This is a genomic window from Streptomyces sp. NPDC048606 (assembly GCF_040650855.1).
GTDB lineage: Bacteria > Actinomycetota > Actinomycetes > Streptomycetales > Streptomycetaceae > Streptomyces.
The window spans coordinates 1-13,805 of record NZ_JBEZIB010000026.1 but is presented as its reverse complement, the minus strand read 5'-3'; the positions used below and the strand labels follow the sequence as shown (position 1 = coordinate 13,805).

At 72.7% G+C, this 13,805-nt stretch carries 14 protein-coding genes; 8 read left to right on the top strand and 6 right to left on the bottom strand.

Annotated elements, in window-relative coordinates; all coding sequences use genetic code 11:
• Nucleotides 1–4 precede the first annotated feature (4 nt).
• Nucleotides 5–427 (bottom strand): cupin domain-containing protein, encoded by a 423-nt coding sequence (locus tag AB0D01_RS25820; RefSeq protein WP_363059187.1) that lies wholly within the window; start codon nt 425–427, stop codon nt 5–7.
• A 104-nt stretch (nt 428–531) separates the two neighbouring features.
• Nucleotides 532–1,791, bottom strand: coding sequence for an NAD(P)/FAD-dependent oxidoreductase (locus tag AB0D01_RS25815; protein WP_363059185.1), 1,260 nt, complete (start codon nt 1,789–1,791; stop codon nt 532–534).
• 264 nt (nt 1,792–2,055) lie between these two features.
• On the opposite strand from AB0D01_RS25815, the gene AB0D01_RS25810 reads away from it, so the two are divergent.
• Nucleotides 2,056–2,232, top strand: coding sequence for a VOC family protein (locus tag AB0D01_RS25810; RefSeq protein ID WP_363059183.1), 177 nt, complete (start codon nt 2,056–2,058; stop codon nt 2,230–2,232).
• Nucleotides 2,233–2,288: 56 nt separating this feature from the next.
• Here the strand turns inward: AB0D01_RS25810 and AB0D01_RS25805 are convergent, their stop codons facing one another.
• Nucleotides 2,289–2,669 (bottom strand): helix-turn-helix domain-containing protein, encoded by a 381-nt coding sequence (locus AB0D01_RS25805; protein ID WP_363059181.1) that lies wholly within the window; start codon nt 2,667–2,669, stop codon nt 2,289–2,291.
• 133 nt (nt 2,670–2,802) lie between these two features.
• Here AB0D01_RS25805 and AB0D01_RS25800 point away from each other — a divergent pair, with 133 nt between their 5' ends.
• The 3 genes from AB0D01_RS25800 to AB0D01_RS25790 all read left to right on the top strand — a co-directional run bounded on the left by AB0D01_RS25800 (nt 2,803) and on the right by AB0D01_RS25790 (nt 5,615).
• Complete coding sequence (locus AB0D01_RS25800) at nt 2,803–3,213, top strand: RidA family protein (RefSeq protein WP_363059179.1); 411 nt, start codon at nt 2,803–2,805, stop codon at nt 3,211–3,213.
• 209 nt (nt 3,214–3,422) lie between these two features.
• Nucleotides 3,423–4,853 carry a lamin tail domain-containing protein gene (locus tag AB0D01_RS25795; RefSeq protein ID WP_363059177.1) on the top strand — a complete coding sequence of 477 codons (1,431 nt, stop codon included), beginning with the start codon at nt 3,423–3,425 and terminating at the stop codon, nt 4,851–4,853.
• Between the two features lie 468 nt (nt 4,854–5,321).
• Nucleotides 5,322–5,615 (top strand): hypothetical protein, encoded by a 294-nt coding sequence (locus AB0D01_RS25790; RefSeq protein ID WP_363059175.1) that lies wholly within the window; start codon nt 5,322–5,324, stop codon nt 5,613–5,615.
• 60 nt (nt 5,616–5,675) lie between these two features.
• Here AB0D01_RS25790 and AB0D01_RS25785 read toward each other — a convergent pair whose 3' ends face one another.
• The gene (locus AB0D01_RS25785) at nt 5,676–6,737 is read right to left on the bottom strand and encodes a hypothetical protein (protein WP_363059173.1); all 1,062 of its coding nucleotides are present in this window, start codon (nt 6,735–6,737) and stop codon (nt 5,676–5,678) included.
• A gap of 467 nt (nt 6,738–7,204) precedes the next feature.
• Here AB0D01_RS25785 and AB0D01_RS25780 point away from each other — a divergent pair, with 467 nt between their 5' ends.
• From AB0D01_RS25780 to AB0D01_RS25770, 3 genes are read left to right on the top strand one after another with little or no spacing between them, the layout of a single operon-like run.
• Nucleotides 7,205–7,738 (top strand): hypothetical protein, encoded by a 534-nt coding sequence (locus AB0D01_RS25780; RefSeq protein ID WP_363059171.1) that lies wholly within the window; start codon nt 7,205–7,207, stop codon nt 7,736–7,738.
• Nucleotides 7,735–8,673, top strand: coding sequence for a hypothetical protein (locus AB0D01_RS25775; protein ID WP_363059169.1), 939 nt, complete (start codon nt 7,735–7,737; stop codon nt 8,671–8,673). Before AB0D01_RS25780 ends, AB0D01_RS25775 begins: the two co-directional genes overlap by 4 nt.
• A gap of 28 nt (nt 8,674–8,701) precedes the next feature.
• On the top strand, nt 8,702–10,051 hold the full coding sequence (locus tag AB0D01_RS25770) for a hypothetical protein (protein WP_363059167.1): 1,350 nt from the start codon (nt 8,702–8,704) through the stop codon (nt 10,049–10,051).
• A 118-nt stretch (nt 10,052–10,169) separates the two neighbouring features.
• Here AB0D01_RS25770 and AB0D01_RS25765 read toward each other — a convergent pair whose 3' ends face one another.
• Nucleotides 10,170–11,444: a chloride channel protein gene (locus AB0D01_RS25765; RefSeq protein ID WP_363059165.1), complete on the bottom strand. Its 1,275-nt coding sequence runs from the start codon at nt 11,442–11,444 to the stop codon at nt 10,170–10,172.
• Between the two features lie 213 nt (nt 11,445–11,657).
• Here AB0D01_RS25765 and AB0D01_RS25760 point away from each other — a divergent pair, with 213 nt between their 5' ends.
• On the top strand, nt 11,658–12,119 hold the full coding sequence (locus AB0D01_RS25760) for a hypothetical protein (protein ID WP_363059163.1): 462 nt from the start codon (nt 11,658–11,660) through the stop codon (nt 12,117–12,119).
• 80 nt (nt 12,120–12,199) lie between these two features.
• On the opposite strand, the gene AB0D01_RS25755 is transcribed toward AB0D01_RS25760, so the two are convergent.
• Entirely contained in the window at nt 12,200–13,699 is a 1,500-nt protein-coding gene (locus AB0D01_RS25755) for an HEXXH motif-containing putative peptide modification protein (RefSeq protein ID WP_363059161.1), read from the bottom strand.
• Between the last annotated feature and the right edge of the window lie 106 nt (nt 13,700–13,805).

The window sequence follows — 13,805 nt, the reverse complement described above, 5'->3', positions numbered from 1 at the left end:
TCCTCTAGAGGGTGTCCGCCTCGTCGTCCAGTCGGTACAGCTCGGGCACGGAGACCTTGATGGGTTCCTGCGTGGTCCGCGCGATGACGACGACCACGGGCTCGTTCGGGTCCGGGTTCTCCTCCCGGTGGGGGACGTTCGGGGGGACGAGGAGGAAGTCCCCGGGTCCGGCCGTCAGCCGTACCTCACCGGTGCCGTCGTGGAAGACGAACACGGGGTGGCCGCTGACGACGTAGATCCCCGCCTCCGAATCGCCGTGGTGGTGGTTGTCCGTCGCGCTCGACGGTGCGTTCTCCACCAGCCCCATCCAGAGCCTCTTCGAACCGACCGTGCCGCCGCTGATCGCGGCGTGTCCGTCCAACTCGCCCGATCGAACGTGGTGCACACGGTTGTTCGGCAGGGTGCGGTCACCTTCGCGGATGGTCATCGTGCAACCCCTCTCGTGTTCGGCGGTCATGCCGAAGTCAGGGTGCGGCGACCTTGCGCGAGGTGGCAAAGGTTGTTGCCGATACGGCAACACCGGGGCGCCGATCAGCGACCGAGGTCGCGCAGGACTTCGCGGGCGGCCCGCGCGCCCGAGGCGAGCGCACCCTGTACGGAACCGGTCGCACGGTGGTCGCCGCACACGTACCGGCCCGGCGTCACCCGCGAGGTGCGGCTCAGCGGGTGCGGGGGCGGCATGGCGGGCAGCGCGCCCTCGATGGTGCGGACGGTCAGGAGGTCCCAGCCGCCCGTGTCGGTGCCGTACGCCTCCGCCAGCGCGGCCCGGAGTGCGCGCTCGCGGTCCCGCCCGTCCCGGCCGAGGACGTCCCGGCCGAGGACCGATGTGGCGACGAGGGAGTGCCCGGGCGGGCCGTAGGAGGGCACGACGTCGGTGAGGACGCAGGTGTTGAGGAAGCGACGGTTGGTGTCCACGAGCAGGGTGGGCTCGCCCATGGGGGAGCGCGGGGCGACGTGGTAGTAGGTCGTCACGGTCCGGTAGTCCGGCAGGGCGACCTCGGGCAGCAGGGCCGCCGCGGTCTGCGGGTCGGTGGCGACCACGACGGCGCGGGCGGGGAGCTCCTCTCCCGCGGCGGTCAGCACCCCGTCGTCCGTGAGGCTCCCCGCCGGGGTCTCCAGCCGTACGGTGCCTTCCGGCAGACCGGCCGCGAGGGAGCGCGGGACCGCCCCGATGCCCTCGGTGGGCAGGCAGATGGTTCCGCGCAGCATGCTCCGCCACACCAGGTGGAACACCCGGGCGGACGTTTCCAGTTGGTCCTCCAGGAAGACCCCCGCGACGAAGGGTCGGAAGAACCTCTCGACGAACTCCTCGGAGACCCCGGCCCCTGCGAGCGCGGCGCGGACGGTGGTGTCCGGGCGTCGCTTGCGCCGGCCGGGCGGCAACAGCATGTCGCGGGCAGACAGCAGGGCGAGCGCCGCCAGGTCCCGTGGTCCGGCCAGGCGACCCGACAGCAGCTCGGGCAGTGCGCCCGGGCGCCGGGTGGGGTCGGTGAAGCCGAGCCTGCCGGCCGGTGTGTGGACGGAGAAGCCCGGAGTGAAGGGGCGCAGCCGCAGTCCCTTCAGGTCGAGCCTGCGCCGGACCTGGGGGTAGGCGGTGTTGAACACCTGGAAACCGCGGTCCACGACGAACCCCTCGACGCGGTCCGAACGGATGCGGCCCCCGACGGCGTCGCTCGCCTCCACCACCCGTACCCCGACCCCGGCCGCGGCCAGGTCCCGGGCGCACGCCAGCCCGGCGACTCCGGCCCCGACGACCAGCACGTCCGTGATGTCCAGACCGGGGGACGCCATACGACCACACCTCTCCTCGCGTGCCGCTTCGTTGCGGCCGGGCCGCTCGTCCACTGTCTTCCGCGAACGGCCCGGACCCGGATGCGACACCCCGCGCGGCCCGACCACCGCCCGTCCGGCGGAGACTTCCGGGCGAGCTACCGAGATCGCGGACGTACCCACACCAGGCGGCCGTGGCCGCTTGACCTCAATCAAACTTGAGCTTCTAGGTTCGTCGCAGAGCCGCGGGAACCGACCCGCGGTGCCGTTCCCAGGAGGTTCGCCATGGCCGAGCGCGCGGAGGGGGCCGGCGCGGAGATCCTCCAGCCGCCGAAAGACATGTTCCACGGTGACCGCACCGTCATCCTCAGGGACCCGTCGGGTCACATCTGGGTGTTTCTGACCCACGTGGAAGACGTTCCGGAAGACGAGCTCCGCCGCCGCCTGGCCACGGCCGGGTGACCAGTCGCGTCCCGCGCACCGGACTCCGGCTCTTCCACCACTGAACGCTCCCTCCCTCAGGCGTCGAAGCGCCGGCGGGAGGCCTCGATGTGTCCGATGTGACGGTGGGTCCAGTCGCACAACCCGTCGATCGTCACCCGCAGGGCCCGGCCCGGGTCGGTGAGGGTGTACTCGACGCGCGGCGGCACGACCGGGTGCACCGTCCGCTGGACCAGGCCGTAGCGCTCCAGCATGCGCAGGTTCTGGGTGAGCATCTTGTGGCTGATGCCCTCGACCTGGTCCCGCAGTTCGCCGAAGCGCAGGGTGCGGTCCGCCAGGGCTTCGATGATCAGCAGCGCCCACTTGTTGGCGATGTCCGAGAAGATCTCCCGCCCGAGGGAGTCCGCGCGTCGCACGTCCGCTTCGTCGGGCGAGCCCGTGTACTGCTTGGTCACCATCAGGTTCCCCCGTTACCGAAAAGTGCGTTCTTCCATGTCGGCGATCACTCTCCTACGGTTCCCGAGTAACCACAAGAGACCGCGTGCGGCCCGTGCTCGACGCACGGGATCGCACGGCGAAGGGAGACGCGTCATGGCCATCACCCTGCTGGACCCCAACGGACTGCCGCGGATCGACGCCTACCGGCAGGTGTCGATCGCGAGCGGGTCGAAGCTGGTGTTCGTCGCCGGGCAGGTCGCGTGGGACGTCGACGGTGTCACCGTCGGCGAGGGCGACCTCGCCGCTCAGGTCGAGCAGTGCTACCTGAACGTCGCCACCGCCCTCGCCGCCGCAGGCGCCGCCTTCGAGGACGTGGCGAAACTGAACGTCCACGTCGTCGACTGGACCCCTGACAAGATGCCGCTGCTGATGGAGGGAATCGCCCGGGCGGCCGCGAGGCTGGGCACCGTACCGGTCCCGCCGGCCACGCTGCTGGGTGTCGCGGCCCTGGACGTCCCCGAGCACCTCGTCGAGGTGGAAGCCACCGCCGTCATCGACGGCTGAAGGGAAGCTCGCGCGTCCGGCAGGCGAGGTGAGCATCCGGGCGGGGCGGGGCGAGGCGGTGCTCGGGAGAGCGGAGAGCCTCCCGACCCTTCCCGCCGGGGCCGTGCGTCTGCCGTTTACGGGCTGTCCTCCTGATGGAGGCGGACTGTTGGGTCCGGGTCGGGAACATCGGGCCGTCCCTCCCGTGACCATGTCAGGACGGAATTTCCGTGAACCGATCGATCGCCCGTCGTGGGCGTCGCGCTCTTGCCCGTTTCCTCGTCGCCGGCCCGCTGTTCGCCGTGGGCGCGCTGAGCGGCGCGCCCGCGGCACACGCCGCCGTCGCCGACGACATCCGCGTCAACGAGGTGGTGACCACCGGCGGCGTCAACGACTCCATCGAGCTGTTCAACAAGGGCACCGCCGCGATCGACGTCTCGGGCTGGATCCTCAGGGACAACGACAAGAACCACACCTTCAAGATCGCCGCCGGAACCACTCTGGCAGCGGGCGGCTACCGGTCGTTCGACGTCAGCGGCAAGTTCGGCCTGGGCTCCGACGACCAGGCCCGTCTCTACCTCGCCGACGGCAAGACGCTGGTCGACGGTTTCTCCTGGACCGAGCACTCCGAGCCGTCCTGGTCGCGCTGCCCGGACGGCACCGGAACCTTCAGGCAGGCGACGACCGTGACCCTGGGTGCCCCGAACAGCTGCGGCACCCCCGGCGGTGGGGGGTCCACCGACCCGGTGGCGTGGCCGGGCGCGAGCGGCGTGGCGACCGCGGACGCCTCCAACGTGTTCGGCCAGGACCTGAGCGGCCTCTACCAGGAGGGCGACGTACTGTGGGGCGCGCAGAACAACGGCAAGCTGTGGCGCCTGGTGCGTGACGGCTCCGCCGGTTGGAAGCCGGACACGGGCAACGGATGGTCCTCCGGCAAGACCCTGCGCTTCACCGGCGGCTCCGGCAGCCCCGACAGCGAGGGCGTCACCCTGGCCGGATCCGGCTCGGCCGGCGGGGCGTTCGTCGCCAGTGAACGCGACGGCAGCGCCTCCGGCACCAGCCGCCTGTCGGTGCTCAAGTACGACATCACCGCGTCCGGATCGTCGCTGACCGCCTCCAAGGAATGGAACCTCACCTCCGACCTGCCCGCGACAGGCTCCAACCTGGGCCTGGAGGGGATCACCTGGGTTCCCGACAGCTACCTCACCGGCGCGGGCCTGGGGGACGCCTCCACCGGGGCGGCCTATGACCCGGCCCGCTACGGCGCCCACAGCGGCGGCGTGTTCTTCGTCGGCGTCGAGGGCACCGGCATGGTCCACGGCTACGTCCTCGCCGACTCCGGCGGCCACACCCGCGTCGCCTCCTTCAGCAGCGGCATGACCGGCGTGATGGAACTGCAGTGGGAGCCGCAGGCCGCGCGCCTGTGGGCGGTCTGCGACGACACCTGCGACGGCCGACACCGCACCCTGAAGATCGACGCCACCGGTTCGTTCACCACGACCGCCGTCTACGACCGCCCCACCGGCATGCCCAACCACAACAACGAGGGCTTCTCCCTCGCCGGCTCCGACGAGTGCGTGGCCGGCTCCAAGCCCGTCTACTGGTCCGACGACAGCAACGACGGCGGCCACGCCCTGCGCAGGGGCACCATCACCTGCTGACCCTCGTCGACGTCGGTGCCGAGGAACGAGGGGAGCCCCGGACCACACGGTCCGGGGCTCCCGGGTTGCCCTCGACGTCTTCCCGTAGGCCGAGGGGACCTGGAGGGGTGACGATCGGCCATGCCCAGGTGTCGCCTCCGTCCCCGATGCACCGGCGGAGCAGCCGACGTGGCCGTCGTCCGGGCCGTCGTCCGGAGCGCGGGCCGTGGCGAAGGGTGTTCACCGGCGCCCAGGACACGCGCACCTGCGCCCCGATCGACGCCCCGTGGTGCCCCGTGCGGTGGGTCGCGGCTTCCTCCGCCGTTCACCGTGACCGTGCCCCGCCGACCACGGGCGTTCGACATCGACGAGAGACGGGCTTGTCCTGAACCGGCCTGGTCGTGATGGGGGCGGTTGCGGATGAATGGGCTCGCACGCGACCGCGTGCACGGCACAGACGTACGTCCGACCGTTTCCCCAGGGGGGATCATGCGCCTGAAGTCCGCCGCGACGGCGATCGCCGTCGCCTGTCTGTCCAGCGTTCCGGTCGTGGTGGCCGCCCCGGCCTCCGCGGCACCGTCGGGTCCCACGGCCTGCTCCACCTACAGCAACTACGTGAGCTACGGGGCTTCCTGTGACGGCACCCGCGGCTACTACGCCTGGGCCGTCTGCCAGAACAACAAGATCGTCAACGGACCCGTGCGCTCGGGCGGGACCTGGTCCTACGCCTACTGCAGCAACGTGGGGTCCACGCTGCGCAGCGGCGGCTACACCCTGGTCTGACGCCGTTGCCGAGGGGGTCCCGCCGCGCGGGGCCCCCTCACACGGTGGTGGTGCCGTGGGTCAGGAGCCGGCGCGGAGTGCGGCGTCCGCCCTCAGCATGGCGTCCAGCAGGCTCTGCGTCGGGGCGCGGAAGGCGTGGTCACCGTCGGCGGCCTCGATGGCGGCCCCGGCGACGTCGATCGCTTCGGCGAGATCCGCCGTCGACCGCGTGCGGTCGAAGCGGCGCGACAGGGCGTAGGCGAGGTCGTACTTCACCGCGACCGGGTCGAGGAGGCGCGTACGGCCCGCGTCGACGGTCCGCATGAGGTCGATCGCGCGGTCCAGGTCGGCCCCGGCCCCGGTGCGTTCGAATCGGTTCAGGAGGCTGTCTCCCAGACCGCTCAGCCACTTGACCGCGGCCTCGTCATCGGCCGACGCCACAGCGATCCCGGCCTCGCAGCATGCGATCACCCGGTCCAGATCCGCCGGGTCGGCCGTGGCCGCCAGCCGGTGTCGCAGTGCCTGCACGAGGGTGGACAGCACGGCTTCCCGCTGGTCGACGGCGTGGGTCAGCGCCGCTTCGAGCACCTCGACGGCCTGGTCGAGATCCTCCGGCGAGCCGCCGTTCTCGAACCGGAGCAGCAGCATGAGGCCCAGATTGGCGGTCATCGCGGGCCGGTGCGGGTGGTCGGGACCGAGGTGGGTCACGATCCGCCGGGACAGGGCGAGCGCGCTCTCGATCTCGGCGGGGGACTTGGTCGCGGACGCTCCCTGTTGGAACGACGCGGCCACGGGCACCACCCGTTCCGCCAAGGCGGGGAGCACGGGGGGCGGGATGTCGTCCAGCCCCAGGATGAAGGGCAGTTCGAACCATGCGAGCGCGGCGTCGTGGTCGGCGCGTCCCTGATCCGCCGGCGCCAGCAGGGAGCGGTGCCAGCGCAGCCTTCCCAGCAGGTGCTGCGCGACGGCCGTCATGCTGATGTCGACGTCCGGGTCGCCCTCGACGAGTATCGCGTCGAGCCGCCGGACTTCAGGAAGATCATCCGACGTCAGGACGGTGTGCAAGTCGCCGGAAGCCGCGGCGGTTTCCATCTTCCGGTTGATGAGGTGGATCAGTTCCCATACGTCGTCTCGTCTGCTCATGCTCCGACCCTGGCAGATCCGGAAGCGATCGGCCAAAACCCGCTTCCGCGGGGTCGGATCCCGCCTTCTCGTGGCGTGTTGGTCGGAACGGAGCCGCGCCGTGGTGTTCACGGCGGCTGCTCCTTCCGGGGGAGGGGGCCGGGGGGCGGGCGTCGGCGGGTTCCGGGGGTGTCCGCCGGTACTCGGGGGCATGCCACGGTTGAACATCCTTAGGAAGAAGAAACGTTCGGGAGTGCGACGAGACAGGCCGATTCACCCGCACGGCGGATCGCGGCCGGCTGCCGCAGGCGGGTGACGCGTACCCAACTCGTGTGATCAGTGGCCTGGTTGTCGGGTTACGGGCAATTCGGGTGAACCATGATCACGAAGCTGGTCGCGGTCTGTAGCGCACTGTTACGTTGCGTTTGCACCTCAGCGTGGGTGCGAACTCCCGTTCGTCGCATCACCCCGGAAGGGGCGTCTTCGGCATGCGCCAAATCCCTCGTACCATCCGCGTACCCCTCGCCTTGTCCCTCGCGACGCTCGCCCTGATCTGCGGGCCCTCGTCCGCCGCGGCGGCGACCTCACCGCCCGGATCGTCCGCCCCCACCCACCGGTTCACCCACCTCGCGGCGCCGCTCGACGACGAGGAGCCGTGCCCCGGCGGTGAGGCCAAACCCTGCTCGGCCTCGCCCGAAGAGCGCGGCGCCGTGGACAAGGACCGCGACGCCGCCAAGCAGGACACCGCCGCCGCCAAGCAGGACATCGGCGCCGCGAAGCAGGCGGCCCAGAAGTGCACGGCCGAGTCCAAGTCCTGCATGACCGACCTGATCGGCGGCGGCGCCGCCCAGGAGACCGACATGGCCCAGGCCCGCGGCGAACTCTCCACGATGAAGCCCGAACCGTCCGGCAACGCCGCGTCCGCCCTGTCAGGCACCTGCGCCTCCTTCGGCGCCGACCTGCCGGCCGGACTGTCGCGATCCTCCGAAATGACGTCGCTGTGCGGGGAGATGAACCGGTGAAGACCATCGCGCACCTCCCGGGTCGGCGCGCGGCCCTCGCCGCCACAGCGGCCCTGCTCGTACTGACCTGCACCACCGGGTCCTCCCACGCCGCCGCGCCGCCCGAGGTCCCGACCCCGGTCGCCTACGAGGGCCAGACCGAGCTCGCCTCGACGCGGAAGGTCACCGAGTACTGCGCCTCCCACCCCGGCGCCTGCCGGTTCGAGATCAACCGCGCCACGTCCGGCGAGTACTACAGCGCCGTCAAGTCCCTGGGCAACGCCGTCGTGAACTGCACCAAGGACGCCATCACGGTCGCCCGGGAGATCACCCTGCGCACGTCGAGCACCGACAACCTCGGCGGTGAGATCACCGGCAAGATCGCCATCGAGGGCACCATCAGCACCTCCGGCGAGGTCACCGCCGGCGTCGACGCGAAGGCCAAGGGGGAGTTCTCCACCCCGGACAAGTCGAAGGGACCGACCGCCACCGTCGGCGCCGAGGCCGGAGCCTCGGGCAGCGGCAAGATCGCCGGATCCCTGGGCGTCAAGGGGGCCTTCGAGGGCGCCTTCAAACTCGCCTACCAGCGCAGCTGGACCACCGAACAGATCGAGAAGACCACCTACAACACCACCGTCCGCCCCGGCGACGCCCTCGTCTTCGGCGCCAGCTCCGCCATGCAGCGCATCGCCGGGGAGATCACCACGGGCAGCGGCCTCGGCATCCGCAAGGTCGTCGTCGACGGCCCCTCCACCGTCAACACCAGCACCTTCGTCGCGGACACCTTCACCGTCCCCGGCAACACCTGCGACCGCCTGCGCCCGGAGGGCAAGACCGGAACCGAGGACACCGGCACGCCCACCACTCCGCCCCCGCCCCGTGGCCTGACTCCCGCGAACCTGCCCGAGGGCTCCCGGTTCAAGGACCGCGACGTGCTCACCCCCGGCACGTCCTGACCACCCGCCGAACGTTGTGGAGAACCCCATGGCACCCCGCCCCCGCCCCGGCGGCCCCGCCCGCCCGCTGACCCGTACCGCACCGGTCGTCGGCCTGAGCCTGTGTCTCGGCCTGCTCGCCGGCACGACCGCCGAGGCCTCCGTATCCGTATCGCCCACCCGGGCAGCCGCCCCCGTACCGGTCACCGTCCTCAACGGCGACTTCGCCCAACCGGCCTTCACCGGCGTCAACACCGGCACCAACCCCCACGCGTGGTCCGTCGGCTCCACCTCGGGGACCGGCACGGCGGGCGGCGTCTGGCGCTGGGACGCGGCCACCGGCGGCCACCCCGACGGCCTGGTCGCCGCGATGCTCCGCCTCCCCAACGAGGCCTCCTGGGGCCTCAAGCAACGGTTGCGCGGAGTGCGCGCCGGAGCGAAGGTCACCGTCACCTACGACGAGAGCCCGAGCGTCTCCAACTCGTGCACCGCCGCCGCACTCGAGAACGGCCAGACCTACACCGTCCAGGGCGAGGGCGGGCCCCTGACCGACCGGACGACCCAGCCCACCACCGAGAAGAACGGCACCTACTGGAAGCCGGCCTGGCGCACCGGCGTCACCCTCGCCTTCACCGCCGGAGCCAACGAGCCGCTGCTCACCTTCGTCTCCACCGTCCCCGCCGCCCAGAACGCCTCCGGAGCCTGCGGACCCCTCGTCACCAACGTCCGCGTCACCCAGGAACCCCCGCCGGTCGACAAGACCATCCCCGCCGGAGCCCTGCCCGCCTCCGAGGCGTTCTACGGCAACGACCGCCGCGCCGTGTCGGACGCCGTCGCCTACTGCAACGGCGCCGTGAACCGCTGCACCTTCACCGCCGAGGACGACTATTCGTTCAGCTACTACGCCCCCGCCCGCGTCGCCGCGGAGACCTACCTCAACTGCACCCGCAACACCCTGAACCGCACCCGCCCGGTCTCCACCGCCAACCGCTCCTACGGTGACCTCCCCGCAGCCGCCGGCCTGCCCGGCAGCGGCACCGCAACCCCGACCAACATGGCCCAGCAGTACACCCAGGGCACGGGCCTGAGCCCCGCCTGGAACACGACGCAGACCCACAACGTCAACGAGATCGTCCAGCCGGCCGAAGCCTCCTGGATCGAGACGCAAGGCTCGCGCCGACGCACCGAGGGATGGTTCCACGCGACCACCAAGGCCACCGACCCCAACTACGACTGGCGTCTGCACACCGTCGTCGACCACCCCTCCACGACCCTCTCCGACCGCATCTACCAGCGCACCGGCCCCCTGACCGAGTCGGAGAAGCAGCGCTGCCAGTCCAACCGCCCCAACGCACCCACCCCCGTCGGGGCCACCACCCCCGCCGGCGCCGAACGCTGACGCCCCACCGGCGACAGCCCCGCAACCGCGGCGCTGTCGCCGGCGGCATATCCGGTGCCACCACCGGCGGCCTCCCCACGGGCCTTGCCCGCCCGTGCGCCACCCGCCGGACCGGCGGCTACCGATCGCCTCCGCGCCCGGTCCCGGCAGCGCGCTCGACGAGGTCGCGCAGGAGTGCGGCCGTCGCCGTCGCGCCGGCGACCGCGATCAGGAGCGGGATGACCACCTCCTGCTGGAGGCCGGTGAACTCCAGGGCGAGCACGGAGGCCGTCACGGGCATCCGCTGGGCGACGGCCAGGAACGCTCCGGCGGCCACGACCGCGTACGACCCCGGCACCGCACCCGGCCACACCGACTCCCAGAGCGTGCCGGCGACGATGCCGAGCAGGGCTCCGTTGGCGAACGAGGGGGTCAGCAGCCCTCCGTACGCACCGGCCCGCAGGCACAGCGCGACCACCGCCGTCCGGAGCAGCAGGAGGACGGCGGCCAGTGCGAGCGAGGGGTGCGCGGTGAAGGCGATGTCCGCGGGCCCCTTGCCGTTGCCCAGCAGTTGCGGGAAGGGCACGGCGAGCAGGCCGACGCACACGAACGCGAGGGGGGCGGTCACCAGCAGGGCGTTGCCGCGCGGGGCCCGGCTGCTCGCCGCCGCCGTGAGCCGGGCGAAGCCGTACGCGCAGGTGCCCACCACGGGGCCCACGACCATCGACCACACGATCAGCGAGCCGCTGAAGGGCAGTTCCGGGAGGATGTAGGCGGGTTCGTCCGGCACCACCAGCCGGGCCACCAGGGTGGCCACCGCGGCGATCAGCACCGCCGGCACCACGGAGCGCAGGGCCCAGGTGCCGAGCAGCACCTCCAGCGTGAACAGCGCACCGCCCAGCGGTACGTCGTAGACCGCCGCGAGGCCTCCTCCGGCGGCGCAGGCCACGAGGGTGCGGCTCTGGTCGGGAGTGAGCCCGACCCTCCGGGTGATCCCGGTGGCGAAGAGGGCGGAGAGCTCCCGCGGCGCGACCTCGCGGCCCAGCGGTGAGCCCAGTCCGATGGTGACCACCTGGAGCGCGGCGTGCGCGGAGGTGGTCGCCCAGGGCATCCGTGGGCGCTTCATCCGCAGCGCGCGGGCGATGGGGACCAGGGGCGATCCGTAGCGGTGCAGCAGCCACCACCCCAGCCCGGCGACCACTCCGGCGAGGGCCATCGCCACCACACGGCGCGACGGCGGGGCCGCCTCGACCCCGTCGAGGAACGAGCCCTGGCTGTAGCCGTACGCGGCGTGCTGGACGGTGTGCAGGAGCAGTGCCAGTGCGGCGCCCGCCGCCCCTGCGGCCAGGCCGACGGCGAGGGCCGCGGCGGCGAACCGGAGCCGCCGCGCGACGGGGGTGTGATCGACCGGCATGGTGGCACCCTAGGCGCGGTGCGAGGGCGGAACGCGACGACGCTCGGGGGCGGACACGGCGGCTCTCGTTCGTTTCCGCAGCGCAGCCGTCCACCCCGACGACGCACCGGGCCCACCGCCCCGGTCCTCCCGATGTCCGGGGCCCGGACTATCGTTCGCCGTGCACGAGCGGGCCGGCCGTCCGGTACGGGCGCCTCGGCGGAGGGAGGGGACATGGCGACGGTCGCCGTCACCGGGCACACGCGCATCGATCCGGCGAGGTCGGCCGCGATCGCCGACGAGCTCCGCGCCGTCCTCGCACGCTCGTCCCCGGGCGGGCTGACCGGGATCTCCTGCCTGGCCCAGGGGGCCGACGCCCTGTTCGCCGACCTCGTCCTGGAGGCCGGGGGACGGCTGGAGGTCGTCCTCCCGTCGCACGACTACCGCGCGCGGATGGTGGCCCCGCACTACGCCGCCGACTTCGACCGCCTGCGCGACGCGGCGGCCCGCGTGACGGTCATGCCGTTCCGGCAGGCCTCCGTACGCGCCTACAGCGCGGCCAACCGCGTACTCCTGGGCCGCGCCGACCTGCTGGTCGCGGTGTGGAACGGCCTGCCGGGCGGCCCGGGCGGGACGGCGGCCACCGTCACCGCCGCACGCGCCGCGGGACTCCCCGTCGAGGTCGTCCGGGCGTGAGGCGCGGCGCGGGAACCGCCCGGGCGCGACTTCGACGGATCCGGCCGCACGGGCGCGGCGGCCGGCTCCGTCGCGACGGCTCAGGCGGGTTGCGCCAAGGCCCCTTCCGAGACCGCTGCCCCACGCTCGGGCCCGGGGACGGCGTCGATGAGGCCGACCCTCCGTAGGGCGGCCAGGGCCGCGGCGAGGCCGGCCGCATCGCCGGGCACGACCTCGCGGTACGCCCGCTCCAGCCCGGCCGGGTCCCGACCGTCGCACAGCGAGAAGACCAGCCAGGCGCGGGAGTTGAGCCAGTGCATCCGGTGGGTGCCCGGCGCGGCGGCCAGCAGCATGCCCTGCTCGGGGAGCGGGAGCGCCGTGACGGGGGCGCACTGGCGGTATCCGGCGACGGGGGAGTCGGGCTCCGGCACGAGCGCCTCCGCGAGGGGAGCCGAGGGGGAGGGGGCCGCCTGCCGGGCCGTGCCGGGCAGCAGGGGCTCCAGGGCGTCCAGCATCCAGGTCACCAGGGCCCGTCCGTCGGGCGTCAGCGCGTCGGCGTGGGCCTCCAGCGCCTGGCGGGCCAGATAGCGGGTGCGCTCCTCGCTGGAGGAGTACGTCCCGTCGACGGACGCCGCGCTGCCGGGGGTGACCATGCCGACGGAATCCGCCGCGGGCGGTTCGCCGTAGCGGCGGCGCAGGTCGGCCGGGGCCGCGGCGGCCGCCGCGAAGAACAGCACCATGTGGCCGTAGACGTGCAGGGAGCTGTAGACCCGGCGCAGGTTCCAGTCGACCACCCGCCAGGGCGGCACACCGGTCATCCGGCCGATGTCGGACACCAGCGCACCGGTGCGCATGATGTCGAACATCTTGAGGTGCAGCGACTCGTGGAACAGCAGCTCGGCCACCTTCCACGGGTCGCTCAGCGCCTGGGGGGAGAGGAACAGCGCCGACGGCAGCCGGTCGCCGCACGCGAACGAGTGCACGCTGCCGTCCTCGTCCTCGCCTTCCGCGAAGCCGACGAGGGATACGTGGCGCAGGGCGCCGGCGCCGCTGTGCGGGAGCAGCTCGGCCAGCAGGCGGGCGCCCCGGGCCAGGGCCTCCAGGGTCTCGGCGTCGGGTACCACCCTGCGGTCGGCGCCCATCTCGTTGAAGACGTCGTCGCGCCGTCGACCGAGCGCGGTCAGGAGCGGGTGGACGTCCTCGGGCATGGTGGAGGTCCACGTCCAGGCGGGCCCGAGGTCGGCCCAGGGCTGGTGGTGGACGTCCATGAGGGCTTCGCAGGGGCCCAACCCGTCCTTCTTCGTCCTGCTCTGGCGCAGCATCAGGGCGAGCGTGCTGGGGTCCTCCGGGCGGACGGAGAGCAGGTTCAGGTCCCGTTCGAAGGCGTTGCGGAGCACCGGGTCGTACAGCACGCGGCGCAGGGCGTCGTCCGGGAGGCGTTCGAGGCGGCGGAACACGGCCGCTTGGGACGCGTGGTGGCGGCCGAGGAGCCGTAGACCGACGCGGAACCGGGCCGTGTTGCGCTCCGCGATGGCGTCGGCGGAGCCGAACCGGGGGTCGGTGCCGAGGAGCCGGTCGATCTCGGCGCAGGTGCGCTGCATGCGATTCACCTCGCAGGGGTGGGGGAGGGGGAGGAGCGTCGGGGGGGGGGGGGGGGGGGGCGCGCCCCCCCCCCCCCCCCCCGGGGGGGGGGGGGCGCCGCCCGCG

Bases quoted from the DNA above. Each gene is read 5' to 3' on its own strand.
- AB0D01_RS25770 (WP_363059167.1), top strand. From the start codon at position 8,702: ATGGCACCCCGCCCCCGCCCCGGCGGCCCCGCCCGCCCGCTGACCCGT.
- AB0D01_RS25810 (WP_363059183.1), top strand. From the start codon at position 2,056: ATGGCCGAGCGCGCGGAGGGGGCCGGCGCGGAGATCCTCCAGCCGCCG.
- AB0D01_RS25805 (WP_363059181.1), bottom strand. From the start codon at position 2,669: ATGGTGACCAAGCAGTACACGGGCTCGCCCGACGAAGCGGACGTGCGA.
- AB0D01_RS25815 (WP_363059185.1), bottom strand. From the start codon at position 1,791: ATGGCGTCCCCCGGTCTGGACATCACGGACGTGCTGGTCGTCGGGGCC.
- AB0D01_RS25820 (WP_363059187.1), bottom strand. From the start codon at position 427: ATGACCATCCGCGAAGGTGACCGCACCCTGCCGAACAACCGTGTGCAC.
- AB0D01_RS25780 (WP_363059171.1), top strand. From the start codon at position 7,205: ATGCGCCAAATCCCTCGTACCATCCGCGTACCCCTCGCCTTGTCCCTC.
- AB0D01_RS25760 (WP_363059163.1), top strand. From the start codon at position 11,658: ATGGCGACGGTCGCCGTCACCGGGCACACGCGCATCGATCCGGCGAGG.
- AB0D01_RS25800 (WP_363059179.1), top strand. From the start codon at position 2,803: ATGGCCATCACCCTGCTGGACCCCAACGGACTGCCGCGGATCGACGCC.
- AB0D01_RS25785 (WP_363059173.1), bottom strand. From the start codon at position 6,737: ATGAGCAGACGAGACGACGTATGGGAACTGATCCACCTCATCAACCGG.
- AB0D01_RS25765 (WP_363059165.1), bottom strand. From the start codon at position 11,444: ATGCCGGTCGATCACACCCCCGTCGCGCGGCGGCTCCGGTTCGCCGCC.
- AB0D01_RS25790 (WP_363059175.1), top strand. From the start codon at position 5,322: ATGCGCCTGAAGTCCGCCGCGACGGCGATCGCCGTCGCCTGTCTGTCC.
- AB0D01_RS25755 (WP_363059161.1), bottom strand. From the start codon at position 13,699: ATGCAGCGCACCTGCGCCGAGATCGACCGGCTCCTCGGCACCGACCCC.